Raw genomic sequence first — 25,779 nt, forward strand, 5'->3', positions numbered from 1 at the left:
TTCAGTGCCCCTTCTTGTTTCGCTTTCCGGTCGGCCGCACACCCGGCTGCGGAGCAACCGGCGCACGGCGTGCAACTGGTGCGCCGACGGCAACCGTCTGCGTACCCTTCTCGGCCAGCGTAGCCCGGCGCGAGAGCACCTTACGAGTGTGCGCGGCAACGGGTCCCCAGCGTTCCTTCATCGACACCAGGAGCGGCGTCGCGAAGAAGATCGAGGAGTACGCACCCACGATGATGCCGACGAGCTGAACCAGCGCAAGGTCCTTGAGCGTGCCGACGCCGAGCATCCAGACCGCGACAACCATCAGAGCGATCACCGGGAGCACACTGATGACGGTCGTGTTGATCGATCGCATCAAGGTCTGATTCACCGCGAGGTTGGCCTGCTCGCCGTACGTCCGGCGCGTCAGATGCAGAACACCGCGTGTGTTCTCTTCGACCTTGTCGAACACCACCACTGTGTCGTACAGCGAGAAGCCGAGAATGGTGAGCAAACCGATCACCGTCGCGGGCGTCACCTCGAAACCGACGAGCGAGTAGACGCCGGCAGTGACGATGATGTCGAAGAACAACGCGACAATCGCGGCTACCGCCATGTCCCGCTCGAAGCGGATGGCGATGTAGATACTCACGATCACCAGGAACACAATCAGCGCGATCAGCGCCTTCTTGGTGATCTGGCCGCCCCAGGTTTCACTCACGTCCGCAAAACTGATGGCCTGCGCCGACGGGTTCCCGTTCTTGTCCTTGGGCTGGAACTCGTCGAAGAGCGCCGACTGCAGATCGTTGATCTGCGTCGCGTTCAACGTCTCCGACCGAATCTGTACGGTGGCGCTGGCACCCGAGCCGACCGTCTGCACGCTGACCGGCTCGAACCCGAGTGTGTCGGAGTAGACGGTTTCCACCTCCGACGTCTCGACTCCACCCTCGGCCGGGAACTGAATGCGCGATCCGCCCTCGAAATCGATACCGAAGGTGAAGCCGCGCAGGATGATGCTGAGCAGCGCAATGGCGACCAGAGCGCCGGTCAGTCCGTAGTAGACACGACGCCTGCCGACGACCTCGAACGCACCCGTTCCCGTGTACAGCCGCGAGAGCCAACTGTGCTTGGGCATCGCGCCCTGATCGACGCCGGAGTCGGTGATCTCCGACCGGGCTGCGGCGTCGGCGGACTCGGCCGAGGAACTGTTGTTGGACCCCACCGGGGAGTTGTTGGACTCGCTCATGCTCGTGTCTCCTTAGCCGACGCAGCGGCGGCAACCTTACGTTCGCGGGCAACCTCTTGCACTGCGCCGAGACCGTTGACGCTGGGCTTGGACCAGAACGCCGAACGGGACGCCATACTGACCAGTGGCCACGTCACGAGGAACACGACAATCACGTCGAGGATGGTGGTCAGACCCAAGGTGAAGGCGAAGCCTCGCACCTGTCCGACCGCCAGCACGTACAGAACTGCAGCGGCGATGAAGCTCACCGCGTTGCCGGAAAGAATTGTTCGGCGCGCTCGCGCCCAACCGCGTGGCACCGCGGAGCGGAAGCTACGGCCCTCACGCATTTCGTCCTTGATGCGTTCGAAGAACACGACGAACGAGTCGGCGGTCATACCGATACCGATGATCAGACCAGCCATGCCGGCCAAGTCGAGTGTGAAGCCGATGTATCTGCCGAGCAGAACCATGATCGCGTAGACCATGACTCCGGAGAGGATCAGCGACAACGCCGTCAGGACGCCGAGCATCCGGTAGTAGACGAGGCAGTACAGCAGCACGAGAACGAGACCGACCGCGCCGGCAATCAATGCCGCCTGCAGTGAGGCCAGTCCGAGCGTTGCCGAGACCGTCTCGGCCTCGGAGGCTGCGAACGACAGCGGAAGCGAACCGTACTTCAGAGTGTTGGCAAGTTCTTTGGCGCTCTCCGCAGTGAAACTGCCCGTGATCGAGGTCGCGCTACCCGCAGGCGTTGCACCTTGAATCGTGGGGGCGCTGACGACCTTCGAGTCGAGCGTGAACGCTGCCTGCTTGCCGATGTTGGCTGAGGTGAACTCGGCCCAGGTGTTGCTGCCGGTCGTCTTGAACGAGAGGCTGATCTCGTGGCGCGACTGCTGCGAGTTGAAGACCGAAGACGCGTCGGCAATCTCCTGGCCGTCGATGATCGAAGGACCGAGAAGATAGATGTTCAGTCCGTCTTGCGAGCACGCGACCAGCGGAAGAGTCGGGTCGTCGTTTCCACGGAGCGGATCCGCGACGGAGCAGTCGAGGTTCGCCACTGCTTGCTGCTGCACCGTCGGATCGCTGCTCTGTCGGAGGGCGCGCGCTGCGGCGATTTCCGCTGCTGCTGCGTCGCCTTCGTCGGTGCCGTCACTCGATGCGTCCGCGGGGGGAGCCGGTGTTGTCGTCTCCGGCGCCGGGGTTGCCTCCGGAGTGGTCGGGTCCTGAGCCAGGAACGGGCGGTTCTGCGGCGTCGGGGTCCCGTCGGCCGGCGCCTCGGGAGCCGGAGCATCAGTGGCCGGAGTTTCAGCCGCTGGCACCTCTGGGGTAGCTGTCCGGTTCGCGTCACGGGTGGCGACGTCGATCGAACCCGTCACCGGGCGGATGTACAGACGGGCGGTCTGGCCGAGCGAGCGAGCCTGCGCACTGTCGTCGCCGGGAACGGTGATGACGAGGTTGTCACCGTCGACGACGACCTCGGAGCCGGAAACGCCGAGACCGTTGACGCGGGTCTCGATGATTTCCTGAGCCTGCTTGAGACTGTCCTGACTGGGAGCGCTGCCGTCCGGGGTACGAGCGGTCAACGTGACGCGCGTTCCACCCTGCAGGTCGATGCCGAGTTTCGGCGTGGCCGACTTGTCTCCAGTGAAGAACACCAGGGCATACAGTGCCACCACCAGGACCCCGAAAAGGGCCAGGTAGCGGACCGGATGCACCGTTCCGGTGGAAGGTGCCACGATCTTTAAGTCTCCTCAGTAGGTGCAGAGCTTCAGTAAATGCAGGCTCGGGCGGTCGACGACCACCCGAGCTGCGGCGTTCGAACTGCAACGATTGATCAACGGGATGAACTGAGCTGCTGGTGAAAGAACTACTCCGATGAAAGAACTACTACAGACCAACCGATCTGGACGTGTGTCCGAGTTCACAACTCTAGAACACGTGCCAGGTCGACGAAGTCAGGACTCCTTGGTGAGCCGGATTTCGGTGTCAGCAGCTGATTCTTCGATCTCGGAAACCGAGTCGTCGTCGTACTCGTCGGTTTCGGTCGTCTCGACAACGCGCTCACGGATGACCAGACGCGACCAGGTGGTGATGACACCGTCGGCGATCTCGAGGTCCACGGTGTCGTCGTCCAGAGAAGCAATCGTGGCATAGAGCCCGGCCGTGGTCTGCACTCGATCGCCGACCTGCAGCGAGTCCTGCATCTCGGAAGTGGCAGCCAAAGCCTTCTTCTGCTTGCGCATGCCCAGGAACATGGGCACCAGCAGTGCGAGGATCAAGAGTGGGAAAAGCAAACTCGACATGTGTTGATCAACCTCGGTTGTGTTGCACGTTTTACGCCGCGATGGTCCCGGATGGACCTACGCAATACACCAGTGTGCCATTAGTTGCTGAGGATTCCTGACAGATCGGCCGTTCAAGTAGGCCTTTCCAGTCGAAATTCACTCTCCGTTCGGATCGAACAACGTGGCCTGCGGTTCGTTGACGCGAACCTCGATACCGCCCGCTGCGGCATCCGGCGGCGGTGTCATTCCGAGTTGAGTCCAGGCAGCGGCGGTAGCCACGCGTCCTCGCGGCGTCCGGGCGATCATCCCGGCCCGAACCAGGAACGGCTCGCACACTTCTTCCACCGTCGACGGTTCCTCGCCGACGGCCACCGCAAGCGTCGACACGCCGACGGGTCCGCCGCCGAACGACCGCACCAACGCACTCAGTACGGATCGGTCGAGACGGTCCAAGCCCAACTGGTCCACGTCGTAAACAGCCAAGGCCGCCTGAGCGACGTCCATCGTGACGATTCCGTCGGCGCGAACCTCGGCGAAGTCACGAACCCGGCGCAGCAATCGGTTCGCGATACGCGGCGTCCCTCGCGAGCGTCGTGCGATTTCGGCGCCAGCGTCAACTTCGAGGTTGACTCCCAGAATTCCGGCCGAACGCATCAGAATCTGTTGCAGCTCTTCGGGTTCGTAGAAATCCATGTGAGCGGTGAACCCGAAGCGGTCGCGCAACGGACCGGTCAACGCACCTGACCGCGTAGTCGCACCGACCAGCGTGAACGGTGCAACCTCCAGAGGAATCGACGTGGCACCCGGCCCCTTACCGACGACGACGTCGACACGGAAGTCTTCCATCGCCAGGTACAACATCTCCTCGGCCGGACGAGCGATTCGGTGAATCTCGTCGATAAACAGCACGTCACCTTCGACGAGGTTGCTCAGCATCGCGGCCAGGTCTCCGGCGCGTTCGAGCGCCGGTCCGGACGTCAACCGCAGAGAAGAGCCCAACTCCCCCGCGATGATCATCGCCATCGACGTCTTGCCGAGTCCGGGGGGACCGGACATCAGGATGTGATCAGGTGTGCTGCCGCGAAGTTTTGCTCCGGTGAGCACGAGCTGCAGTTGTTCGCGAACACGGGGTTGCCCGATGAAGTCGTCGAGACTCTTGGGGCGCAAACTCGCTTCGACATCGCCGTCTCCCGCCACCAATTCGGCAGAGACCTGCGACTCGTCGTCGAAATCGTCGATCGGGTCGAAGTTCATCGAGTCTTACCGAGCAGCGACAGAGCAGAACGCAGTGCTACCGACGTTGTGGCCTCGGGCGATTCCGCCAGGACCGAATCCGTGGCTTGCTCGGCCTGCTTGATCGGGAAGCCCAGACCTTCGAGAGCCTCGACGATCTGATCACGGATCGAACTGCCGACGACGGCACCGGAAGCCGCGCCGGCCGGCGTCGCGACGGCGTCGACCTTGTCCCGCAGTTCGACGACCATGCGCTCGGCGCCGCGTTTCCCGATACCGGGGACCCTCGTCAACGCCGTCAGGTTGCCTTCCGAGAGTGCCCGCCGCAATGCGTCCGGTTCGAGCACTGCAAGAGTTGCCATCGCCAGGCGCGGTCCGACTCCGGAAACCGTCTGCAAGAGGCTGAACAGGTCCTTCGACTCGGTATCGGAAAAACCGTAGAGCGTCATCGAGTCTTCGCGAACGATCATCGTCGTGAACAGTCGCGCTTCGCTTCCCCGATGCAGTGCACCGAGAGTCACCGGGGTGGCATTGACCCGATAGCCGACACCTGACGCTTCGATGACCGCATGGTCGAGCGCAATATCGAGCACCTCGCCGCGTACCGACGCGATCATCGTGAACCTGCCTTCTTCATCTCGGCCAATTTTGCCTGATACTTACGCATTTGTTCAGCGGCCATCGCCTCGGCGCGGGCCATTCGCTCGATCATCGGTGCTCGCCAGCAGTGACAGATCGCGAGCGCCAGAGCGTCAGCGGCGTCAGCCGGTTTCGGCGCCGTCTTCAAGTTCAGGATTCGCGTCACCATCGCGGTGACCTGCGCCTTGTCGGCGTTACCGCTGCCGGTAACGGCGGCCTTCACCTCGCTGGGCGTGTGGAAACACACCGGGATGCCGCGTCTGGCCGCAGCGAGCGCGACAACTCCGCCTGCTTGCGCCGTCCCCATCGCCGTACTGACGTTGTGCTGCGCGAATACACGCTCGATCGCGACGACCTCCGGCTTGTACTGCTCGATCCACAGCTCCGCCGCATCGGAGATTCGCAGTAGCCGAGACCCGAGGTCCATCTCGGGCGGGGTCCGCACCACGTCGACAGCAATGGGGCGCACTTTCCTGCCGTTGCTCCCGTCGACCACACCCAACCCGCAGCGAGTCAAGCCTGGGTCCACTCCGAGCACGCGCACTTTGTCACACCTCTCCATACCGAACAGCTGTTCGATAGCTTAGCGGTGCGCGGGCGTACTGCCCCGCATCAACACGCAACCCGGCCGAGACGCGGACGTCAGGGCCGGGTTGAGTTGAAAAGCAATCAGTCTTCGAGAGCCGCGAGAACCTCGTCGGACAGATCGATGTTGGTGTACACGTTCTGCACGTCGTCAGAGTCTTCGAGCGCGTCGACGAGCTTGAAGATCTTGCGTGCGCCGTCGACATCCAAGGGAACCTCGACGGAAGCGCGGAAATCGGCTTCAGCGGAGTCGTAATCGATGCCGGCTTCCTGAAGTGCCGAACGTACGGCAACCAGATCCTGTGGCTCACTGACGATTTCGAAGGTTTCACCGAGATCGGTGACCTCCTCGGCACCGGCGTCGAGCACAGCCATCAGGACGTCGTCCTCCGACTGGCCGTTCTTCTCGAGCGTGACGACACCCTTGCGAGCAAACAGGTAGGAGACAGAACCCGGGTCAGCGAGGTTGCCACCGTTACGGGTCATCGCGGTGCGAACTTCACCGGCTGCGCGGTTGCGGTTGTCGGTGAGGCACTCGATCAGAACGGCGACGCCGTTGGGTCCGTAGCCCTCGTACATGATGGTCTGCCAGTCTGCGCCGCCCGCTTCTTCACCGGCGCCGCGCTTGCGCGCACGCTCGATGTTGTCATTGGGAACAGACGTCTTCTTCGCCTTCTGGATGGCGTCGTACAAGGTGGGGTTGCCCGTGGGATCGCCACCGCCGGTTCGTGCCGCCACCTCGATGTTCTTGATCAGCTTCGCGAAGGATTTGCCACGACGTGCGTCGATCACAGCCTTCTTGTGCTTGGTGGTGGCCCATTTTGAGTGGCCGCTCATGCGATTCAAGCCCCTTTCCTGCTGCGTTGCGCACGCCGAATGCGCGTCTTTCAGCTCTGCCGATGTTACCCGTCCCACGTCACAACTCGCTGCATCCCCCGACACGAATTAGTCAAACCGCGCATTGTTTGCATAGAATGCAAACATGTTGGTCCGAATAGATCACGCCTCCACAACTCCACTAGCGGAGCAGATTGCAGCCGGGGTTCGTGGCTCGGTCATCCGCGGTGAGATCGGACCAGGTGACCGCCTGCCGTCCGCTCGCGCTCTCGCCGAGTCGATCGACGTCAATCTCCACACGGTTCTTCGTGCGTACGCAACACTCCGCGACGAAGGCCTGATCGACCTCCGACGCGGACGTGGCGCCGTCATTCGCGCCGAATTCGACTCGGGAAGAACAGCTCTCAACGAATCTGCGCGCGAGTTCGTACGGCAGGCCCGAAATCTCGGACTCGACACTGCGCACATGCTCGACCTCATTAAGGAGACCAGCACACAATGACGACCAGCAAGATCCGACTCTGGACAGCAGCTTCGCTGACTCTGATCCCGACCCTGATTCTGGTTCTCGCACGCTTCGCGTGGGGTGACCGCCTTCCCGAAACCGTCGCGAGCCATTGGTCCGGATCGACCCCGGACGGGTTCAGCACCACGACGACGTTTTTCGCCATCGCGCTGGCGATTTCACTGGTAGCAGTCGTTTGCGCGTGTGTCGTCGCGGCCCGTTCGAGCGACAACGCGCCCTTGTTTCTCGCCGTAACCTCGATCTCGAGTGCGACACTGGCGACGATCTGGATTCTGAGCGTCGCCCTGACGATCGACGCCGGGTCGCCGGAAAACGCGCGTATCGGCTGGTGGATTCTTGCGCCGATCGCGGCGGTACTCGTAGGAGTTCTGGCATACGCGCTGCCTGACCAGCAACGAAGCGGCCCGGAGACGCCACTGCCGACCCCGACGCTCGACACTCCGCTGACGGCCTCCGAACGTGCAGTGTGGGTCGGGCAGGTCCGCAGCGTCTGGCCGTGGATCGTTACCGCCGGCCTCGTAGTTCTCGTGATCGCTACTGCCGCGTACTCGGATTGGTGGGTTGCCGTGATCCTGGGTGTGTCCACCCTCGCCGTCACAGCATTCGCGTCGGTCACCGTTCGCGTCGACCGTCATGGTGTCGGCATCAGTTCCTGGGGCGTTCGATGGAAGAAGATCCCCATCTCGAAGGTGAAGTCCGCATCAGTCGACGCGATACGTCCGGCCGAATGGGGTGGATGGGGTTACCGAATGACACCGCGCGGAACAGCCGTCACGCTCCGCTCGGGTGAGGCCATCGTGGTCACTCTCGAGAACGGACGACTGTTCGCCGTAACCGTCGATCACCCGGAAGACGGTGTGAAGCTGATCAATTCGTTGGTTCAGGCTGGTTGATTCACGAACAACGTCAATTTACGAACAACGTCAATTCACGAACAACGTCAATTCACGAACAACACGGCAGCGGCATTGCCGGCGAGGTAGAAGCCGGCAATGCCGAACACCCAACCCATCGCGCTGTCGCCGTGGCGTGAGATGAACGAGTCCACCCCGCTCAGCGGCTTGTCCAGTCGGTCGCCGGCCACGATCCGCCCGCACAACAGAAGCACTGCCGGAGTGGCCATGATCAGGCAGTATCCGGCAAGTATCGACGCAGATGTGACTGCGGACAGCCCAGCAGCGGTGATCATCGCGATCGCCGCCAAGTAGGGCAGCATCGTCACCAACTCGGCGGTCCCGGCAGCAATTGCCAGAAGTACAACACTTCTCGCGGAACTGCCCGAGCCGAGCACCCGCTCTCGCCAAACATGAGTTCGATCGGCCTGACCGGATGTGCGCCTCTTCTCGGAATCGAATCGAAAACTCCACGCGAACAACGCGATACCCAGAATCAACTGCGCACCGCGGGCGGCGGGGGTTTCGAGCAGCGGGGCGACGACAGGCATACCTGCCCGTGCCGTCGTCCAGACTGCCACCCCGACAACAAAATAGAACGTCGTGATGACCACCAGATACGTCAGCAGCCTGCGAACCTGCGGTCGTCCCGGCATCAACAACATCCAGACCGGGACGACCAAAGTTCCGATGCTCGTACTGTCCAGCAGGGCGAGCCCGCCCAGCGTGGTGAGCAGGACGAGTTCCACGTCAGTCGTTTCGGCGCTCGGGTATCGCTGTCTCCCTCGTTCGGACTGCATTCACGATGTCGAAGGCACCGATGATCGCGAGGATCACGCCGAGTGGTCCGCCGCGAAACCAGAAGAACTCGGCGTCACGCGCGAACAGCCACAGACAGCCGCCACCGACGACCAAGAGAATGCCGATCATCAACTCGAAGCGAATTTTCATACGTCGAGCCTGTCTTCTCTATCGAATCCGCACATCAGCCATCGGAACAACGCCGACCTCATCATTTGGTATGACAAGTCAGGCGCCCCGATGTGCTCTGATAAGTCTGTGGTGACCAGAAGTCGGAGTGTCGGCAAGTGGAACGATCCGCTCATCGCCTTCGGCCTGTTCGCGATCGGGGTACTCCTCTACCTGGTCGGCCTGTACCAAATGTGGACCGATGTCGGAGGTGTCGCCGACGTTCCCGCCGGGGTTCGGATCGGGATGCTGGCTCTGCTGTGTGCGATCGACTCGTTCCGGCGGGTGCGTCCGGCAACGGCCTTGGCGGCGGGGGCCGTCATCGTCGCGGTCGACGCCGCCCTGGGACCCACTCTGCCGATGTGGCTGGTCCTCTCGGATCTCACCTACGCCGCAGTTCTGTACGGGACGGCGCGGCTGGGCCGAGTGGTGTGTTCTCTGACCGCGGTGACGGTTGCCGCGCTCACCGCACTCGTCTACCTGTCCACCCAGGACGTCCGCGCTGCGGCTGGGGCAGGCGTCGTGACCGCTCTGTTCTTCGGTACACCGGTGTGGTGGGCACTGGTCATCCGTCGACAAGTCGAACTGACCGAGGCCGAACGCGAGCGTTCCAGAGTCCACGAAGCACTCGCCACTCTGGACCGCGAGGCCGCAGTCGCTCACGAACGAGCAACCATGGCGCGCGATCTGCACGACGTCATCGCAAGCCACCTCTCCGCCATCGCAATCCATTCGGAGGCGGCACTGTCCACCTCAGCTCTCTCCGGTGAACGGGGCCAACCAGACGACGGCTTGAGGGAGATGATCGGAGCGATCAGATCGAGCAGTCTCGCGGGCCTTTCCGAGATGCGGTCGATGATCGAACTGCTCCACGCCGGGGACGACGAGACCCCGGACCCGCGTTCCTCTCCCCCGCGGCTGACCGAGTTGCCCGTCGTCCTGGACGCAGTTCGGGCAGCCGGTGGCACCGTTCACGTTGCGATCGACATCGATGCTGCCGACCTGCCGAGCGTGGTCGATCACACGGCGTATCGGATCACCCAGGAAGCGTTGACCAATGCGCTCAAGCATGCACCTGGTGCGCCTATCTCGATGTCGATCTCTCTCCAGCACAATGCATTACAGGTCGAGATCCGAAACCCCGTCGGTCCCGACACATCCCATCCGCGGGCAGGAACGCGCGGACTTGCAAACATGCGTCACCGCGCCGAACTGCTGGGCGGTTCACTCGACGCACTTCCGGTCGACGGAGAATGGACGGTATGCGCGCAGCTACCGGTCCCCGCACCGAACGGAACGGATCGGTGATCACCGTCGCCCTGGTCGACGACCACGCCGCGATCCGCTCCGGCCTGGCGATGATCCTGCGGCAGCACGACGACATCGATGTCGTTGCAGAAGCCGGTGACGGAGCGTCGGCGATCACCGTCACCCGCACGCATCAACCCGACGTCGTACTCATGGACGTCCGGATGCCAGGCACCGACGGCATCGAGGCGACGCGTCAGATCATCGGGACGACCCGCAGCCGGGTTCTGGTGTTGACCACCTTCGACCTCGACGAATACGTCTTCGCGGCCCTGCGCGCCGGCGCGTCGGGATTCCTGCTCAAGACTGCGACCGCGGACGAACTGACCAACGCTATCCGCAACGTCGCGGCCGGAGATGCAGTGCTCGCTCCTCGCGCGGCGCGTGCACTGATCGGCGAATTCGTTCAGCGTGCACCCAAACCCACCGAACCGCTGGGATTGAGCGAGCTCACCGACCGTGAACGCGAGGTGCTCGCGCTGTTGGGGACGGGTATGTCCAATGCCGAACTGTCGCGTGAACTCGGTGTCGGTGCTCCGACGGTGAAGTCGCATGTGTCGCGAGTTCTGTCGAAGTTGCACCTCACCTCACGCGTCCAGGCGGCGATCCTTGCCCGCGAACTGGAGCTGTAGGTTCGGCCGAGGCTGACTACTCCAGTTATCCGCGAACCAGATCGACGAACATCTCGTGTACTCGACGGTCACCGGTTACCTCGGGATGGAAAGAAGTGGCGATCACCGAGCCCTGCCGAACCGCAACGATCCGGCCCGCGGCCTCCCCCGCGGCGGCGGGAACCTGCGCAAGGACCTCAACGCCCGGTCCAACTCGCTCCACCCACGGCGCGCGGATGAAGACGGCGCGGATGGGATCTCCGATGATGCCCTCGAACTCCAGGTCGGACTCGAAAGAATCGACCTGTCTGCCGAAAGCGTTGCGGCGCACCGTCATGTCGATGGCGCCGAGATGTTCGGCGTCCGGCCGGGTGTCGAGTACCTCGCTCGCCAGCAGAATCATGCCGGCACACGAACCGTAGGCCGGCAGCCCGCCGCGAAGACGCTCACGCAGCGGATCCAACAGTTCGAACACCTGCAGAAGCCGGCTCATGGTGGTGGATTCGCCACCCGGAATCACGATTCCGTCTACCTTGTCCAGCTCCTCCGGCCGACGGACACCCACGGCATCCGCACCCGAATCATCAAGTGCAGCAAGGTGTTCACGAACATCACCCTGGAGGGCGAGTACACCGATCAACGGACGCGTCATCACACAGTTCCTGTCTTGTTCTCACGGCTGTCGGGTTCGCGTTCCAGACGCGTCAAACCCTCCTGAACCACCGCTGCCACCATGTTGCCATCGCGATCGTAGATACGCCCTTGAGTGAGCGCGCGACCGAAACCTGCCGACGGCGATGTCTGGTCGTAGAGCAACCACTCGTCGGCCCGGAACGGACGCAGGAACCACATCGCGTGATCGAGCGAAGCAGTCTGCGTCTTCACGCCCCGGTGCGGGACTTTCGAAGTTCCGAGCAGGGTCATGTCACTGAGGTACGCAAGCGTGCAGATGTGCAGCAGCGGACGATCCGGCAGAGCCTCGCGGTAGCGCATCCACACGCGCTGTTGTGCGGCGAGATCCGGCGCTGACGCACTCTGCTCGGCCGGCACAATTCTGATGTCCCAGTTCTTCCACTCTTGGTAGAACTGGGATTCCGCCAACTTGGGGACGGTCTGCGCGTCCTGCAAGTCCTCCGGCGCCGGAACGGAAGGCATCCGATCCTGATGCTCGATACCTTCGTCCTCGACGTGGAACGAGGCCGACATCGTGAAGATCGTCTTGCCGTCCTGGACTGCGTTCACCCGGCGGGTGCAGAACGAGCGCCCGTCGCGGATGCGGTCCACCAGGTAGACCGTCGGAATCTTCGGGTTGCCCGGGCGCAGGAAGTATCCGTGCAACGAGTGCACGTGGTAGCTCTCGTCGACGGTACTCACGGCAGAAACCAACGACTGCCCGGCAACCTGCCCGCCGAACGTCCGTTGAAGTGCGGTGGGATGGACCGCACCACGGAAGATGTCCTTCTCCAGGTGTTCGAGCGCGAGGATCTCCTCGATACCAACCATGAGTCCTCCGGAAATAGACCGCCGCGGTGGGCGCGATGACGGTTCACAATATCGCCTCGGCGAGCGGGCACGGCACCATGGTGGGCGTGAGCACATTCATCCCGTCCACTCCCCTCGCCCTGGCCGAGCAGATCGCAACGCTGACCGGATCATTTCCGTCGGTGGCGGTAGTAGCGATCGACGGACCTGATTGTGCGCAGCCGTCTCGGCTCGCGGAACTGGTCGGGGCCGCCGTCGAGTCGCACAGCAGGCCGAGTGCTGTTGTGTCACTGCACGATTACGTGCGGCCGGCTTCGCTGCGATACGAGTTCGGTCACGAGGATGCGCTGAGTTACCGCACCATCTGGTTCGACTATCCGGCACTCGATCGTGAAGTGATCACCGCTGCCCGCACCAAACGAGCGTTCTTGCCGAAACTCTGGGACGAACCCACCGATCGATCGGCTCGCTCGACCCGCGTCCCCGTCCATGAACGCGCGGTCATCGTGATCGCCGGTCCGATGTTGCTCGGGCGTGGGCTGGAGTTCGACGTCAGCGTCCGCCTGGACATGAGCGAAGCTGCCATGCGACGGCACACTCCGGAGGCGGATCTGTGGACCGTCGACGCACTCCTCGAACACCGCTCAGAGATGTCCGAGGAGGTCGATTTCGAGGTCAGGTACGACCATCCGGCCCGGCCTGCGGTGCGGTCTCGCCCCTGAAGGTCTCGCTGCGATTGATCTCACTTCAGGCGACCTCACTTCGGCCGACCTCACTTCGGGCGATACAGCCTGGTCAGGCCTTCCTGGACGACTGCAGCAACCATATTTCCTCGGCTGTCGAAGATTCGTCCCTGCGTCAATGCGCGACCGAAGCCCGCTGACGGCGACGTCTGGTCGTACAACAGCCACTCGTCGGCCCGGAATGGCCGCAGGAACCACATGGCGTGATCGAGCGAGGCGCTTTGCATGGCGACGTCCATGTGAGGGCCTCGGGAAGATCCGAGCAGCGTCATGTCGCTCATGTACGCAAGCGTGCACACGTGAAATACCGGGTCGTCCGGGAGAGCCTCGCGGGAACGGAACCATACTTGCTGCTGTGCGGCAGCGCCTGGACGTTTGTTGATGTCGGCCTTCGGCACCATCCGGAGGTCCCAATCGGACCACTCGCGAGCCAACCACGCAGTCTCGGGATCTTCCGAATCCTGGGCGATCGCCAAGGTCTCGGGGTCAGGGACCGGTGGCATCTCGTCCTGGTGCTCGATGCCTTCGTCTTGGACGTGGAAGGATGCCGACATCGTGAAAATGGCTTGCCCGTCTTGAATTCCGGTGACCAAGCGGGTCGCGAACGATCGACCGTCCCGAACACGATCAACCAGAAAAACGGTCGGCTCCATCGGATTGCCCGGACGCAGGAAGTATCCATGCAACGAATGAACTGAATAGGCCGGATCGACCGTGCGTACCGCCGACACCAATGCCTGGCCGGCGACCTGGCCGCCGAAAGTGCGGGTCAGGGTGGTCTCCGCGATGATTCCTCGAAAGATGTCACGCTCGAGGCGTTCCAACTCCAGAATTTCTTCGATCCTCGCCATCGATGCTCCACATCTTCCCGTGTACCGACGTCTACCGACCTTCACACAATGCCTGACGCACCCCCGGCCACCAAAGTGGGCATCCGAAAACACTGAGCGACGGGGCGCATCGACTCAGAATGGCGGTGGATCGTCTCCGCCGTCGAAGGTCCTCCTCTGTGCCTTCTTCATCCGCCGGTGCATCCGTATCCGCTGACGCCGGCGTTCACCCCGCACACGAGAGGCCTTGTTCTCCAGACGTGTGCGCCGACGCCGACCACCCTCGGGCAGTACAGGCTCGAGCATTCCCGCCAGCAGACCTGACGGCCTGGTTCGGTAGCAATGTCCGGTCGGCGAGGTCAGCATGACACTCCGGTCCGGGTTCGAGATGTGCAGCCACTGACCGGAATGCTTGAGGCGGTGATGGTTTCGACAATACGCACTCAGATTCGACGCCACGGTCTTTCCACCACGAGCGGGATTGCGATGATCAAAGGGCTCAGTGTGATCAAGATCTGAATTCCATGCAGCGACATCGCAGTGCAACCACTGGCAGCTTCCTGCGATCACCCGCACCCAGGTGTCGAGGACAGTGCCTGGGCGGTAGACCGACGCCGAAGGAACAACGGGCGGAGGTACTGGCTCGCCCTCACCGGAAGACTCGAGCGCGGCATCGACTGGTACTTTCACCTTCCGAATCAGCGCACCCGCGGCGATGTCACGCGCATGCTCTGCACTGATCACTCCATAACCGTCAAGGTGAGCGGGTTCGTCTGCACCTGGTGCGTCACCGCCCTGAAGTGTTGATTCCAGCATGACCACGTGAACCAACGGCCGACGCACCACGACAATCCCGCTTCGATCTTGTGGGCAATCGTCCAGGCCGCAATCACACGGCAGAATCGTCGACCCGGATACCAACGCTCCCAATGCGTCAGCTCGTCGTTGCTCGTACTTACGGGAATCGTGTCGACACACCGACATTGCCAACTCCCGCAACCGACGGTCGAAAGCCCGTGCTTCCTCCGCCGGAATACTCCCCAATATCCGCGCCATTCCGTCCTCGGCAGCGCTCACACCCACGAACCGATCAGCCAGGGCGCGGCGTCGACGTTCGCGTATCCCCTCGGGATCCACCACGGCGACGATCCGGTCGATAGCCGCTGTCAATCGGCGACCGGTCAAGCCAGTACCGCCAGGCATCGGTGGCGCCGAGATCTTTTCGAGGAGTTGCCGTTCCACCTCGTCGATCAAATCGTCGGCTACGTTGGCCGTAGCGGAGTCGATCAATCCGACTCGATACAGATCCAGTTCTCCGCGCGCCATGGCGGCACGCGTGCGATGGAGGCGAGTCTTGAGAGAAAAGCCGAGACCGATCAACTTTCCCGCTGCGGCACGGCCCATGGTCAATGCCGCGCCGAGCTCGGCCTCAGCCAGTTCGTGAGCGGTAGACGACCAAGCACCGTTATCAGTGTGGTCAGCGCTGCGACGCTCGAAAAACTCGGCAATGGCAGCCAGTTTCCGTTCCACGAGCATCGATTCGCGCGCATGCAGATCGGCGATGAGATCGATGAGGGCGCAGTCGGATTCGGCACCAGGCAGCTGCGCTGCGGTACCCGAACTTCCTACTCCGTCATCGAACATTCCTCAACATTATTCGAATATACGTTCGATATCCATGATTTCCAGGAATCAGTCCGAACAATCCCGATTGACCGAAAATTGTTGCGGAGCAACCTTTGCGGCCACTCGTGTTCCGGCAACGGATTCCCCTACTGAACCAGGGCGTTGATAATGCGGGCAGCTTCGGCCGGGTAGATAGGGCGGTCGGACCCACCACTCAAAACCCAGTGGACTGGACTACCTTCGTCGAGGACTCGGAGTTGCACGTCGAGCGGAAACGCATCGATGTCAGCTGAGTCGACTGCAAAGACATGGACAATCTCATGCCCAGGTCGCCCCTCGAACTCGAAGATGTTCTCGACGACCTCGAGCAACTCGACGCTTCCCAACGTGACGCCGAGTTCCTCCGCGAACTCGCGTCGCAACGCTGCCTCGGCCGTCTCACCGAACTCGATACCGCCACCGATCAATCGATGAAAGTTCTCCCCCGTGACAGAGTCCGTGCCGTCGAGCATGAGTACGTGACCGGAACGGACAGGTATCCCCAGTGAGATGTTACGAATTGACGACATACGACACAGTTTAGGTGGCCAACTCGAACACCATTTGAATCCGACGACGGCGAATATCACCAAAAGTGATGGGGTGGGCGCAAATACGACTTGGACTTGCCGAGACTCCCGATGACAGACTCGAACACCATTCCCGGACAAAAGAACCCATTGAGGAACCGATGAACGACGCAAGTACCTGGACCGCACGACTCGCCGCACTCGACCTGACCCTCCCGCCTGTTGCCACCCCCGCAGGCTCATACCTTCCCGCCGTTCAGACGGGGTCATACGTCTACACGTCGGGGCAATTGCCGCTCGTCGAGGGCACTACGACGTGCATCGGCAAGTTGGGCGAGGGCGTCTCCGTCGAAGACGCCGCCCAGGCGGCGCGGTTGTGCACTCTCAACGGACTCGCGGCCGTTGATGCCTTGGTCGGTCTCGACCGCATCGTTCGGGTCGTCAAGGTCGTTGGATTTGTTGCTTCGGGATCCGGATTCTCGCAGCAACCCCAGGTGATCAACGGTGCGTCCGACCTGCTGGCCGAGATCTTCGGTACCGCTGGACAGCACGCCCGCTCTGCGATCGGCGTGGCCGAACTCCCCCGAAACAGTGCCGTCGAGGTCGAGTTCGTGTTCGAGGTATCGGACAGCATCTGACGGTCCGCCACACCCCGAAGGGGCGGCGGTTGCCAATGCAACCGCCGCCCCTTCTTGTGTAAAGACTTTCAGGCACTGAGCCCGGTCGTCGAACCTGCTGTCACCAACCGCGCTCTGCGAGGCGGTGTCCGACGGGCAGGTCGTCGACGTTGATGCCGACCATTGCCTCGCCGAGTCCGCGCGAGACCTTGGCGAGCACGTCCGGGTCGTCGTAGAACGTGGTGGCCTTGACGATTGCCTCGGCGCGCTGCTTCGGGTTGCCGGACTTGAAGATGCCCGATCCGACGAACACGCCTTCGGCGCCGAGCTGCATCATCATCGCAGCGTCTGCCGGGGTGGCGATGCCGCCGGCGGTGAACATGGTGACAGGCAGCTTGCCTGCCTTGGCGACCTCGACGACCAGTTCGTACGGGGCCTGCAGTTCCTTGGCGGCTACGTACAGTTCGTCCTCGCTCAGCGAGGTCAACCGGCGGATCTCGCCGCGGATGGTGCGCATGTGTGTGGTGGCGTTGGAGACGTCTCCGGTGCCGGCTTCACCCTTCGAGCGGATCATGGCCGCGCCTTCGTTGATGCGACGGAGCGCTTCACCGAGGTTGGTGGCGCCACACACGAAGGGAGCGGTGAACTTCCACTTGTCGATGTGGTTGGCGTAATCGGCCGGGGTCAGGACCTCGGACTCGTCGATGTAGTCGACGCCGAGGCTCTGCAGGATCTGAGCTTCCACGAAGTGACCGATGCGTGCCTTCGCCATGACGGGGATGCTGACGGTGGAGATGATGCTGTCGATCATGTCCGGGTCACTCATGCGCGAGACGCCGCCCTGTGCGCGAATGTCTGCGGGGACCCGCTCGAGTGCCATGACGGCGACGGCGCCTGCGTCTTCGGCGATCTTGGCCTGCTCAGCGGTGACCACGTCCATGATCACACCGCCCTTGAGCATTTCAGCCATGCCGCGCTTGACGCGGGCGGTGCCGATGGCGGTGGTGGGGGCAGAGTCGGGGGTGCTCACAGCAAACTCCTGCAGTAGTGGCGTGACGAAAGAAACAAGGCACGGCGAACACACGGGTTCATTCGCTCGGAGGCCTCTGGCCAGAACTCTAGGACGAACCGGCCTTCGATTCCGTATCCAATTTGCCATTGCTGGCCTTAAACGGCCGCGAGCACTGAACGACCGAACGATCAGCGGATGGAACGCACTTCCGGATCCTCGGAACCGTCCGCAATCGTCACGGCCTCCACCAGGAGGTTTGCCAGATCCAACGGGTAGACGGGCTCACCGGACTTGGCCAGTCGGCGGATCTCGTCGGCGCTGCACCAGCGATGGCCGGTGATGGCACGCTGTTCCAATTCCGTGTGGCCTTGGAAGACCGGCTCGAAGCCGTGAGTGCGCGTAGCGAAGAACAGCTCTTCCGAACGGATCAGCTCACCGTCGAACGGGAAGATCGCCACCCGACGCCAAAGCGGACCTCGCAGATTCTCCGGCGCTACCTTGAACCCCGTTTCCTCCTCGATCTCACGAACAGCGGCCGCTCGCAGATGTTCGCCGCGTTCGAGCCCGCCACCGACGGTGAACCAGAAGTAAGTGTTCGGGATTTTGGGATCGTGGCCGCGCAACAGCAGCACCCGATCGTCCTCGTCCAGCATCACCACGCGGGCGGAGGTCCGTGACGTATCCACGGTGATGCCCTCGGGCACCGCCGCCGCGGTCGTGCGCTCCGATATCTCGAAGTACTGAGGTAGCGGTGCCGTTCCCCCGAGGTGCAGCCAGCGAACAAGTCGACGCGTACGCAACGCGAGAGTGTCTCGCACCGCGTCGTTGTGGAACCGCCGGGCGATCAGCACGCGCGCCTCGGCATCGGCCAACTCGGCCACCAGTTGAGGTCGCAGCGACGTCGTGCCGTAGGCAGCGAGAGCATTGGACAGCCGGTTCTCGGCAAGCTCGCGATCCTGACGATCCGCACGTTCGGCGGCGTCCGCCAAGGTGACGAATCTGCGGGCGTCGTCGGCGCTCATGTCCACAGCCGCCGCGCGGACAACCGCGGCACGACGGGACAGAGCCGCATCGAGCGCCAACCAAGACTGATCCGAACGCACATGCAGTCGATCGAGTCGGTTCGCCGTCCCGTACGCCCACAGTCCGACGACCAGGACGACGGCAGCGACGAGCCCGAGAATGAAGATCGTCAGAGCGGAGAAGGTCATGAACCCACCACGCGTACGCCGGTGCCGCCAACCGTGACGGTCTCGTAGACACGCAGGATCTGTTCGGCCACCACCGGCCAGTCGTATTCGGCAACAACACTTGTCGCGGTGTTGACCAGCGCGCGTCGTCGATCCGGGTCACCGAGAACGGAATCGATTGCCTCGGCCAAGGCATCGGAGTTCCCGATGGGGACCAGCAAGCCGGCCTGACCGTCGCGAAGAACACGGCGGAAAGCGTCCAACTCACTGGCCACGACGGCAGTGCCAGCCGCCATGGCCTCGACCAGCACGATCCCGAAGCTCTCACCGCCGAGATTGGGCGCGCAGTAGACGTCCGCACTGCGAAGCGCCGACGCTTTCTCCTCGTCACTGACCTGCCCGAGCAGGCGGAGATGCTTGAAGTACTTGCCCGCCTCTTTGCGGAGTTTCTCCTCGTCGCCGCGTCCGACCACGATCACTTCGAGATCCGGGTGACGCTCGACCAACTCCGGCAACGCACCGAGTAGTACGGCCATCCCCTTGCGCGGTTCGTCGTAGCGACCGAGGAACAGAATGGTTCCACCTTCGCGCGGGTAGCCGGGCAACAGATCGGCCTCGGCAAACGCTGCGACATCGACGCCGTTGGGAATTTCGACCGCATCGGATCCGAGGGACTCGACCTGCCAACGACGCGCCAACTCCGAGACTGCGATCCGGCCACTGATCTTCTCGAGATACGGAGCCAAGACACCCTGAAAAGTGCTCAGCACCAACGACTTCGTGGTTGACGTGTGGAAGGTGGCGACGATCGGGCCTTCCGCGATACGCAACGCGAGCATGGACAGACTCGGCGCATTGGGTTCGTGGATATGTAGAACGTCGAAGTCACCTTCCGCGATGAACTTGCGGAGGCGGTTGTTCGCCGTCGGGCCGAAAGACAACCGCGCAACAGAACCGTTGTAGGGAATCGCGACGGCTTTACCTGCGGAAACCACAAAATCCGGCAACTCGTCGTCATCGGACGACGGCGCAAGCACACTCACTTTGTGACCACGTTCGATCAGCACCTCGGCCAGATCCACCACGTGCGCCTGCACACCACCGGGGACGTCGAAGGAGTACGGGCAGATCATGCCGATCTTCATTCACCCTCCATGCGGGCGAGCCGCGATTCGGAGAGGTCGGAGCGCCACAGCGGCTGAAGCATGTGCCAGTCAGCGGGGTGCGCTGCGATGTTGACCGCGAAACGGTCGGCAAGTGCCTGCGTGGCCGGGCCGACTCCGCCGGATACGTCGATCGGCGGGTCGATCTTGAAACCCCAACCGTCGGGAGTGAACCAGCAGTGGACCGGAAGTAGCGGCGCGCCGGTATCGATCGCGAGCTTCGCCGGGCCGGCGGGCATGCGAGTGGGTTCTCCGAAGAATGTGACGGGCACACCCTTCTTCGCCAGATCGCGCTCCCCCAGCAGGCACACGATCTTGTTCTCGCGCAGATGCTTGGAGAGTTCGACGAACGGTGGATGCTCCCCGCCGCTGAGCGGAAAGATCTCGAAACCGAGACTCTCGCGGTATTCGACAAACCGTTCGTACAGGGATTCGGGCTTGAGCCGCTCGGCAACGGAGGTCAACCCACCCCATTGCTGAACACACCACACGCCGGCCATGTCCCAATTACCGCTGTGGGGCAGCGCCAATACCGCGCCATGACCTGCTGCCATTGCCTTTTCCAGATGTTCCTGGCCCTCGACCAGCGCATGCAGCGCTTTACCGGTCGCGACCAGATCCATCGACGGAAGACGGAACGCCTCACGCCAATACCGGGCGTACGAGCGCATCGAATCCTTGATCAACTGATCCGGAACTTCCGCCGGCGTCGTGCCCAGAACTCTCGCGAGGTTCTTCCTGAGTTGTTCGGGTCCGCCCTTGCGTACCGCGAAATCCGCTCCGGCGTCGAACAGCTTGACCGCCACCGATTCCGGCAGGCTTCTCACCAACCGCCAACCCGCGGCATATCCCAGATCGGTTGCGCGCTCGGAAAAACTCACTGCTCTGCCTCACCTTCAGGCTTGGGATCGCCCTCGGTGCCCGCCGCGCCTTCGACCGTCGATGCCGCCGGGGCGATCGGCAGAAGTTCCCGGGCGCCAGGCGAATTGCGCACCGCGAGCACTCGTTGGAAGACCGTCACGATACTTCCGGCGGCAAGTACCCACATCGCGATGTGAATCGCCCACGGTAGACCCATACCTGTCAGGCCAGATCCGACCAACACGATGATCAGTCGGTCCGGGCGCTCGATCCACCCGCCGTCCGCAGTCAGCCCGCTCGCCTCCGCGCGCGCCTTCGCGTACGAGATGACCTGCGAGGTGACGAGGCAGATGAGCGTCGCGACGAGCAGCCACTTGCTGTTCTCGTGGTAGACCGCCCACCAGGCCAGGCCGGCAAAAATCGCGCCGTCGGCCACGCGGTCGCAGGTCGCGTCCAGTACCGCCCCGTACCGCGTTCCGCCGCCGCGAGCACGAGCCATTGCGCCGTCGAGCATGTCGAACATGACGAAGAACCAGATGAACAAGGTTCCCCAGAACAGATGTCCGGACGGAAACAGCGTCACCGCACCGGCGACGCTTGCCACCGTGCCGATCACCGTCACCGAGTCCGGCGTCAGACCGGTCTTGACCAGCGCCTTCCCCATAGGTGCCGTCACCTTGGACACCGATGCGCGCCCGAAGAAGCTCAACACCGCAGGAACCCTCCCCGTCGTGAGTTCCGGTTCGGAACTCGTTGCAGCAATGCATCCTGCCATGAAGCCGGATGCATCAACCTATTGTTGCCAGGCACCGGCGAGTAGTCCCCTGGTCTCCCGCAGCAATTGCGGCATCACCTTGACCCCACCGAGCACGGTGATGAAGTTGGCGTCGCCGCCCCAACGTGGCACTACGTGTTGGTGAAGGTGCTCGGACAGCGAACCGCCCGCGGCAGCACCGAGATTCAGACCGACGTTGAATCCGTGCGGATTCGACACGCTCTTGATCACCCGCAACGCACGCTGGGTGAACGCCATCAACTCGGCGCTCTCCTCCGGCGTGAGGTCTTCGAGGGCCGCGACCTTGCGGTACGGCACCACCATCAGGTGACCCGGGTTGTACGGGTACAAGTTCAAGACCGCGTAGACGTGTTCACCGCGGGCGACGATCAACCCTTCCTCGTCCGACATTTTCGGAATGTCGATGAACGGTTCACCCGTCGTACCCGGGGTGTTGGGCGCCTCGGTGATGTACGACATCCGATGTGGCGACCAAATACGCTGCAAATGATCAGGATCGCCGACGCCGTGGTCGATCAGCGAACCCGGACCATCGTCACCGGGGGCGCTCACTGCGCCACGCTTGGCTGCACCAGTTCGGCTGTCGGCGAGGCATTCTCGCGGCGGCCGATCCACTCGGTGATGATCCGGACGGCGTCGTCGACGGGAATTCCGTTGATCTGGGTGCCGTCACGGAAACGGAAGCTGACCGCGCCGGCTTCCACGTCACGCTCGCCCGCGAGGAGCATGAACGGGACCTTTTGCGTGGTGTGGTTACGGATCTTCTTCTGCATCCGGTCATCACTGAAATCGACCTCGGCGCGAACACCGGCTGCCTTGAGCTTCTTCGTGACGTCGAACAGGTGATCGGCGAAGGCCTCGGCCACCGGAATTCCGACGACCTGTACCGGCGCCAGCCACGCCGGGAACGCGCCCGCGTAGTGCTCGGTCAGGACACCGAAGAACCGCTCGATCGAGCCGAACAGCGCGCGGTGGATCATGACCGGACGAGTCTTGACGCCGTCGTTGCCGGTGTATTCGAGTTCGAACCGCTCGGGCAGGTTGAAGTCGAGCTGAATGGTCGACATCTGCCAGGTGCGGCCGAGTGCGTCCTTGACCTGAACGGAGATCTTGGGACCGTAGAACGCGGCTCCACCCGGATCCGGCACCAGAGTCAGGCCAGAAGCTTCGCCGACCTCGGCGAGCGTTGCGGTCGCCTCTTCCCAGACGTCGTCGCTACCGACGAACTTGTCCGGGTTCTTGGTGGACAGTTCGAGGTAGAAGTCGTCGAGGCCGTAGTCCTTGAGCAGGTTCAGAACGAACTGCAGGGTGGTGGTCAGCTCGTCGCGCATCTGCTCACGGGTGCAGTAGATGTGAGCGTCGTCCTGGGTCATGCCGCGCACACGGGTCAGGCCGTGGATGACGCCGGACTTCTCGTAGCGGTAGACCGAGCCGAATTCGAAGAGCCGCAACGGCAATTCACGGTACGAGCGTCCGCGAGCACGGAAGATCAGGTTGTGCATCGGGCAGTTCATCGGCTTGAGGTAGTAGTCCTGACCCGGCTTGCGCACGGTGCCGTCCTCGTTCAGTTCCTCGTCGACGTGCATCGCCGGGAACATTCCGTCGCGGTACCAGTCGAGGTGACCGGAAACCTCGTACAGATGCCCCTTGGTGATGTGCGGAGTGTTGACGAACTCGTAGCCCGCCTCGATGTGGCGGCTGCGCGAGTAGTTCTCCATCTCGGTGCGGATGATGCCGCCCTTGGGATGGAACACCGGCAGACCCGAACCGAGCTCGTCGGGGAAGCTGAAGAGGTCCAGTTCGGTACCGAGCTTGCGGTGATCACGACGCTCGGCCTCGGCGAGCAGTTCGAGGTACTCGTCCTGAGCCTCGGTGGACTCCCACGCGGTGCCGTAGACACGCTGAAGATCGGCGTTGTCCTGGTTGCCACGCCAGTAGGCGGCGGAGCTTCGGGTCAACTTGAAGGCCGGAATGTGCTTCGTGGTCGGAATATGCGGGCCGCGGCACAGATCGGACCAGATCTTGTCGCCAGTGCGCGGATCGAGATTGTCGTAGATGGTCAGCTCGTTGCCGCCCACCTCCATGATCTCGGGATCGTCGATACCGGACTTGTCGTCGATCAGTTCGAGCTTGAAAGGCTCGTCGGCCAACTCGACCCGAGCGTCCTCGATCGAATCGACCACTCGACGCGAGAAACGCTGCGATCCCTTGATGATCTGCTTCATACGCTTTTCGAGCTTGGCCAGATCCTCCGGAGTGAACGGGCGGTCCACCGCGAAGTCGTAGTAGAAGCCATCCTTGATCGGCGGACCGATGCCGAGCTTCGCGTCGGGGAATTCCTTCTGGACCGCCTGCGCGAGGACGTGGGCAGCGGAGTGCCGGATGACGCTGCGGCCGTCCTCGGTGGATGCTGCCACCGGCTCGACGTCGACATCGACCTCAGGTGTCCACGACAGATCCTTGAGCGTTCCCTCGCCATCGCGGACAACGACGATCACGTCTGGCCCCTTCGTGGGGTATCCGGCTTCGCGCACTGCAGTCCCGGCGGTCGTCCCCGCGGGCACCCGAAGTGGGGCGGCTGAGTGCTCTGGCGCGGGACTGGTCACGGCGATGTGCTCCTAAAGGTATTGCGACAAGTTAGACAGGCGTCGTACCCACTGCGAGCACGCGCACGATCATGTTATCGGCCCTACCGACATGGTGAGACAACCGAGTGAAGGAAACCGGGCCGCGTTCAGCTCACAGTGGCGACTCGAGCCACGAGTAGTCCAGGCCCACCCATGTCCCGATCAGGCCGAAGGTGCCGAGCACCCACAAAGTCGCCAGGACGATCACTGTGGTGAACAGAACGCCCAACCCCTTGACGAACAGCGACTGCTTGCCGAACCATTCCATGAACCTGTCGTATCGAGCCTTCGCGAAATGAAGGAGTCGATGTGCCCACGCGAACTCCGACGCCAGTATGCCGAGGCCGGCGAAGACGATGAGCCAACCGGGCCCGGGGTACGGAATAGCCACGATGCCTGCTGCGAACACGATCGTGCCCACGACTCCGACGCCGATGCGGTACGCAAGATTGAGGGTGGGCCGCGCGGCGATTCCAGCGCGCCACCGCTCCCAGCGGGACTCTGCGTCTTGGAAGACGGACAGGTCTGAATCGTCGACGGGAGAATCGACCTTTTCGGTACTCAAGTCGGTCACCTTTTCGGTCGCGAAATGTCTCTTCGACCAGGCTACCGAAATCGTCGCCCGGCGACCTGCGTCGACGGTCTGCATGCCGAAACAACCGTGCCCTCGAACAGCTGTGCTCTCAAACGACTGTGCTCTCAAACGACTGAAGGCGTCCCCGATGATCGGGAACGCCTTCAGTGTTTTTCTGTGGTCCCGGCTGGGATCGAACCAGCGACCTTCCGCGTGTGAAGCGGACGCTCTCCCACTGAGCCACGGGACCGTAAGTCATCCGAACGCATGCGCTCGAACGAGTTGGAACATTAACACGGCTGCGCGATGAATACGAATCACCAGGTTGGCATTCGTTTTGCCCCAGGCGACCCCGAAATCTCCGAATTCGAGCTGATTTCAGACCGTATTCATCGCCAAGACGGGCAGTTGCAACGCGCGCGACGGGCCGATTCGACTCCGAACACGCCACTGAGCTGGTGATTTGTGTGTATCCGACACGGTCGGCTAATGTTTCCAACGCACCGAGGAGAGCGAGCAGCTCCCCAAGCAACACGGTGCGATGCGGACGTGGCGCAGCTGGTAGCGCACAACCTTGCCAAGGTTGGGGTCGCGGG

General features: G+C 62.6%; 28 protein-coding genes and 1 tRNA gene. 6 read left to right on the forward strand and 23 right to left on the reverse strand.

The window, feature by feature from the left end; translation table 11 throughout:
- Nucleotide 1: 1 nt before the first annotated feature.
- The 7 genes from secF to QMA15_RS24795 all read right to left on the reverse strand — a co-directional run bounded on the left by secF (nt 2) and on the right by QMA15_RS24795 (nt 6,786).
- Nucleotides 2–1,225 (reverse strand): protein translocase subunit SecF, encoded by a 1,224-nt coding sequence (gene secF, locus QMA15_RS24765; RefSeq protein WP_290287063.1) that lies wholly within the window; start codon nt 1,223–1,225, stop codon nt 2–4.
- The gene (gene secD, locus QMA15_RS24770; protein ID WP_020969530.1) at nt 1,222–2,943 is read right to left on the reverse strand and encodes a protein translocase subunit SecD; all 1,722 of its coding nucleotides are present in this window, start codon (nt 2,941–2,943) and stop codon (nt 1,222–1,224) included. Before secD ends, secF begins: the two co-directional genes overlap by 4 nt.
- A 219-nt stretch (nt 2,944–3,162) precedes the next feature.
- Nucleotides 3,163–3,510 (reverse strand): preprotein translocase subunit YajC, encoded by a 348-nt coding sequence (gene yajC / locus QMA15_RS24775; RefSeq protein ID WP_019748301.1) that lies wholly within the window; start codon nt 3,508–3,510, stop codon nt 3,163–3,165.
- Nucleotides 3,511–3,648: 138 nt separating this feature from the next.
- Nucleotides 3,649–4,746, reverse strand: a complete 1,098-nt coding sequence (ruvB, locus tag QMA15_RS24780) for a Holliday junction branch migration DNA helicase RuvB (protein ID WP_019748300.1) — start codon at nt 4,744–4,746, stop codon at nt 3,649–3,651.
- Nucleotides 4,743–5,342 carry a Holliday junction branch migration protein RuvA gene (gene ruvA, locus QMA15_RS24785; RefSeq protein WP_279163841.1) on the reverse strand — a complete coding sequence of 200 codons (600 nt, stop codon included), beginning with the start codon at nt 5,340–5,342 and terminating at the stop codon, nt 4,743–4,745. The genes ruvB and ruvA overlap by 4 nt, the downstream gene beginning before the upstream one ends.
- Entirely contained in the window at nt 5,339–5,908 is a 570-nt protein-coding gene (gene ruvC, locus QMA15_RS24790) for a crossover junction endodeoxyribonuclease RuvC (protein WP_020907638.1), read from the reverse strand. The genes ruvA and ruvC overlap by 4 nt, the downstream gene beginning before the upstream one ends.
- Nucleotides 5,909–6,033: 125 nt before the next feature.
- Entirely contained in the window at nt 6,034–6,786 is a 753-nt protein-coding gene (locus QMA15_RS24795; RefSeq protein WP_007732951.1) for a YebC/PmpR family DNA-binding transcriptional regulator, read from the reverse strand.
- Between the two features lie 145 nt (nt 6,787–6,931).
- Here QMA15_RS24795 and QMA15_RS24800 point away from each other — a divergent pair, with 145 nt between their 5' ends.
- Together QMA15_RS24800 and QMA15_RS24805 are read left to right on the forward strand one after the other, a co-directional pair.
- Nucleotides 6,932–7,288, forward strand: a complete 357-nt coding sequence (locus QMA15_RS24800; RefSeq protein ID WP_003943322.1) for a GntR family transcriptional regulator — start codon at nt 6,932–6,934, stop codon at nt 7,286–7,288.
- Complete coding sequence (locus tag QMA15_RS24805) at nt 7,285–8,205, forward strand: hypothetical protein (protein ID WP_279163840.1); 921 nt, start codon at nt 7,285–7,287, stop codon at nt 8,203–8,205. Before QMA15_RS24800 ends, QMA15_RS24805 begins: the two co-directional genes overlap by 4 nt.
- 47 nt (nt 8,206–8,252) lie before the next feature.
- Here QMA15_RS24805 and QMA15_RS24810 read toward each other — a convergent pair whose 3' ends face one another.
- Both QMA15_RS24810 and QMA15_RS24815 read right to left on the reverse strand, forming a co-directional pair.
- Nucleotides 8,253–8,954, reverse strand: a complete 702-nt coding sequence (locus QMA15_RS24810) for a GAP family protein (protein ID WP_060938514.1) — start codon at nt 8,952–8,954, stop codon at nt 8,253–8,255.
- Nucleotide 8,955: 1 nt separating this feature from the next.
- Entirely contained in the window at nt 8,956–9,156 is a 201-nt protein-coding gene (locus QMA15_RS24815) for a hypothetical protein (RefSeq protein ID WP_003943331.1), read from the reverse strand.
- Between the two features lie 111 nt (nt 9,157–9,267).
- On the opposite strand from QMA15_RS24815, the gene QMA15_RS24820 reads away from it, so the two are divergent.
- Complete coding sequence (locus QMA15_RS24820) at nt 9,268–10,482, forward strand: histidine kinase (protein WP_256922251.1); 1,215 nt, start codon at nt 9,268–9,270, stop codon at nt 10,480–10,482.
- Nucleotides 10,437–11,114 (forward strand): response regulator transcription factor, encoded by a 678-nt coding sequence (locus QMA15_RS24825; RefSeq protein WP_060938512.1) that lies wholly within the window; start codon nt 10,437–10,439, stop codon nt 11,112–11,114. The genes QMA15_RS24820 and QMA15_RS24825 overlap by 46 nt, the downstream gene beginning before the upstream one ends.
- Nucleotides 11,115–11,139: 25 nt before the next feature.
- Here the strand turns inward: QMA15_RS24825 and pdxT are convergent, their stop codons facing one another.
- Complete coding sequence (gene pdxT, locus QMA15_RS24830) at nt 11,140–11,745, reverse strand: pyridoxal 5'-phosphate synthase glutaminase subunit PdxT (protein WP_003943308.1); 606 nt, start codon at nt 11,743–11,745, stop codon at nt 11,140–11,142.
- A complete protein-coding gene (gene tesB / locus QMA15_RS24835) occupies nt 11,745–12,596 on the reverse strand; it encodes an acyl-CoA thioesterase II (protein WP_046378507.1) in 852 nt (283 codons plus the stop codon). The genes pdxT and tesB overlap by 1 nt, the downstream gene beginning before the upstream one ends.
- 35 nt (nt 12,597–12,631) lie before the next feature.
- On the opposite strand from tesB, the gene QMA15_RS24840 reads away from it, so the two are divergent.
- Entirely contained in the window at nt 12,632–13,297 is a 666-nt protein-coding gene (locus QMA15_RS24840; RefSeq protein ID WP_279163839.1) for a hypothetical protein, read from the forward strand.
- Between the two features lie 50 nt (nt 13,298–13,347).
- Here QMA15_RS24840 and QMA15_RS24845 read toward each other — a convergent pair whose 3' ends face one another.
- The 3 genes from QMA15_RS24845 to QMA15_RS24855 form a co-directional block, all read right to left on the reverse strand.
- Complete coding sequence (locus QMA15_RS24845) at nt 13,348–14,169, reverse strand: acyl-CoA thioesterase II (RefSeq protein WP_019748291.1); 822 nt, start codon at nt 14,167–14,169, stop codon at nt 13,348–13,350.
- Between the two features lie 114 nt (nt 14,170–14,283).
- The gene (locus tag QMA15_RS24850) at nt 14,284–15,792 is read right to left on the reverse strand and encodes an HNH endonuclease signature motif containing protein (protein WP_279163838.1); all 1,509 of its coding nucleotides are present in this window, start codon (nt 15,790–15,792) and stop codon (nt 14,284–14,286) included.
- A 128-nt stretch (nt 15,793–15,920) separates the two neighbouring features.
- A complete protein-coding gene (locus QMA15_RS24855) occupies nt 15,921–16,343 on the reverse strand; it encodes an NUDIX domain-containing protein (RefSeq protein WP_243617244.1) in 423 nt (140 codons plus the stop codon).
- A gap of 161 nt (nt 16,344–16,504) precedes the next feature.
- Here QMA15_RS24855 and QMA15_RS24860 point away from each other — a divergent pair, with 161 nt between their 5' ends.
- Nucleotides 16,505–16,981, forward strand: a complete 477-nt coding sequence (locus QMA15_RS24860; protein ID WP_046379901.1) for a RidA family protein — start codon at nt 16,505–16,507, stop codon at nt 16,979–16,981.
- 100 nt (nt 16,982–17,081) lie between these two features.
- Here the strand turns inward: QMA15_RS24860 and pdxS are convergent, their stop codons facing one another.
- The 9 genes from pdxS to QMA15_RS24905 form a co-directional block, all read right to left on the reverse strand.
- Nucleotides 17,082–17,990 carry a pyridoxal 5'-phosphate synthase lyase subunit PdxS gene (gene pdxS, locus QMA15_RS24865; protein WP_003943338.1) on the reverse strand — a complete coding sequence of 303 codons (909 nt, stop codon included), beginning with the start codon at nt 17,988–17,990 and terminating at the stop codon, nt 17,082–17,084.
- Between the two features lie 170 nt (nt 17,991–18,160).
- Nucleotides 18,161–19,183 (reverse strand): NUDIX domain-containing protein, encoded by a 1,023-nt coding sequence (locus QMA15_RS24870; RefSeq protein ID WP_279163837.1) that lies wholly within the window; start codon nt 19,181–19,183, stop codon nt 18,161–18,163.
- On the reverse strand, nt 19,180–20,307 hold the full coding sequence (locus QMA15_RS24875; RefSeq protein WP_003943332.1) for a glycosyltransferase family 4 protein: 1,128 nt from the start codon (nt 20,305–20,307) through the stop codon (nt 19,180–19,182). Before QMA15_RS24875 ends, QMA15_RS24870 begins: the two co-directional genes overlap by 4 nt.
- A complete protein-coding gene (locus tag QMA15_RS24880; RefSeq protein WP_019748286.1) occupies nt 20,304–21,206 on the reverse strand; it encodes a phosphatidylinositol mannoside acyltransferase in 903 nt (300 codons plus the stop codon). The genes QMA15_RS24875 and QMA15_RS24880 overlap by 4 nt, the downstream gene beginning before the upstream one ends.
- Entirely contained in the window at nt 21,203–21,898 is a 696-nt protein-coding gene (gene pgsA, locus QMA15_RS24885; protein WP_020907628.1) for a phosphatidylinositol phosphate synthase, read from the reverse strand. The genes QMA15_RS24880 and pgsA overlap by 4 nt, the downstream gene beginning before the upstream one ends.
- 81 nt (nt 21,899–21,979) lie before the next feature.
- Nucleotides 21,980–22,534, reverse strand: a complete 555-nt coding sequence (locus tag QMA15_RS24890) for an HIT domain-containing protein (RefSeq protein WP_019748284.1) — start codon at nt 22,532–22,534, stop codon at nt 21,980–21,982.
- Complete coding sequence (gene thrS, locus QMA15_RS24895) at nt 22,531–24,588, reverse strand: threonine--tRNA ligase (RefSeq protein ID WP_007732914.1); 2,058 nt, start codon at nt 24,586–24,588, stop codon at nt 22,531–22,533. Before thrS ends, QMA15_RS24890 begins: the two co-directional genes overlap by 4 nt.
- Before the next feature lie 133 nt (nt 24,589–24,721).
- Nucleotides 24,722–25,174, reverse strand: coding sequence for a TIGR02611 family protein (locus QMA15_RS24900; protein WP_029255280.1), 453 nt, complete (start codon nt 25,172–25,174; stop codon nt 24,722–24,724).
- 187 nt (nt 25,175–25,361) lie between these two features.
- A tRNA-Val gene (locus QMA15_RS24905) sits at nt 25,362–25,433 on the reverse strand.
- Nucleotides 25,434–25,779: the final 346 nt, after the last annotated feature.

This window comes from Rhodococcus sp. APC 3903, assembly GCF_030407755.1.
In the GTDB taxonomy this organism is placed as follows: domain Bacteria; phylum Actinomycetota; class Actinomycetes; order Mycobacteriales; family Mycobacteriaceae; genus Rhodococcus_F; species Rhodococcus_F erythropolis.

What these genes read in the sequence shown, in the direction of transcription:
- secF (WP_290287063.1), bottom strand. Translation starts at nt 1,225, where the DNA reads ATGAGCGAGTCCAACAACTCCCCGGTGGGGTCCAACAACAGTTCCTCG.
- QMA15_RS24815 (WP_003943331.1), bottom strand. Translation starts at nt 9,156, where the DNA reads ATGAAAATTCGCTTCGAGTTGATGATCGGCATTCTCTTGGTCGTCGGT.
- QMA15_RS24825 (WP_060938512.1), top strand. Translation starts at nt 10,437, where the DNA reads ATGCGCGCAGCTACCGGTCCCCGCACCGAACGGAACGGATCGGTGATC.
- QMA15_RS24845 (WP_019748291.1), bottom strand. Translation starts at nt 14,169, where the DNA reads ATGGCGAGGATCGAAGAAATTCTGGAGTTGGAACGCCTCGAGCGTGAC.
- QMA15_RS24840 (WP_279163839.1), top strand. Translation starts at nt 12,632, where the DNA reads ATGACGGTTCACAATATCGCCTCGGCGAGCGGGCACGGCACCATGGTG.
- QMA15_RS24800 (WP_003943322.1), top strand. Translation starts at nt 6,932, where the DNA reads ATGTTGGTCCGAATAGATCACGCCTCCACAACTCCACTAGCGGAGCAG.
- QMA15_RS24795 (WP_007732951.1), bottom strand. Translation starts at nt 6,786, where the DNA reads ATGAGCGGCCACTCAAAATGGGCCACCACCAAGCACAAGAAGGCTGTG.
- tesB (WP_046378507.1), bottom strand. Translation starts at nt 12,596, where the DNA reads ATGGTTGGTATCGAGGAGATCCTCGCGCTCGAACACCTGGAGAAGGAC.
- QMA15_RS24850 (WP_279163838.1), bottom strand. Translation starts at nt 15,792, where the DNA reads ATGTTCGATGACGGAGTAGGAAGTTCGGGTACCGCAGCGCAGCTGCCT.
- QMA15_RS24875 (WP_003943332.1), bottom strand. Translation starts at nt 20,307, where the DNA reads ATGAAGATCGGCATGATCTGCCCGTACTCCTTCGACGTCCCCGGTGGT.
- pdxT (WP_003943308.1), bottom strand. Translation starts at nt 11,745, where the DNA reads ATGACGCGTCCGTTGATCGGTGTACTCGCCCTCCAGGGTGATGTTCGT.
- ruvA (WP_279163841.1), bottom strand. Translation starts at nt 5,342, where the DNA reads ATGATCGCGTCGGTACGCGGCGAGGTGCTCGATATTGCGCTCGACCAT.
- QMA15_RS24860 (WP_046379901.1), top strand. Translation starts at nt 16,505, where the DNA reads ATGAACGACGCAAGTACCTGGACCGCACGACTCGCCGCACTCGACCTG.
- ruvB (WP_019748300.1), bottom strand. Translation starts at nt 4,746, where the DNA reads ATGAACTTCGACCCGATCGACGATTTCGACGACGAGTCGCAGGTCTCT.
- yajC (WP_019748301.1), bottom strand. Translation starts at nt 3,510, where the DNA reads ATGTCGAGTTTGCTTTTCCCACTCTTGATCCTCGCACTGCTGGTGCCC.
- QMA15_RS24870 (WP_279163837.1), bottom strand. Translation starts at nt 19,183, where the DNA reads ATGACCTTCTCCGCTCTGACGATCTTCATTCTCGGGCTCGTCGCTGCC.
- QMA15_RS24855 (WP_243617244.1), bottom strand. Translation starts at nt 16,343, where the DNA reads ATGTCGTCAATTCGTAACATCTCACTGGGGATACCTGTCCGTTCCGGT.
- QMA15_RS24805 (WP_279163840.1), top strand. Translation starts at nt 7,285, where the DNA reads ATGACGACCAGCAAGATCCGACTCTGGACAGCAGCTTCGCTGACTCTG.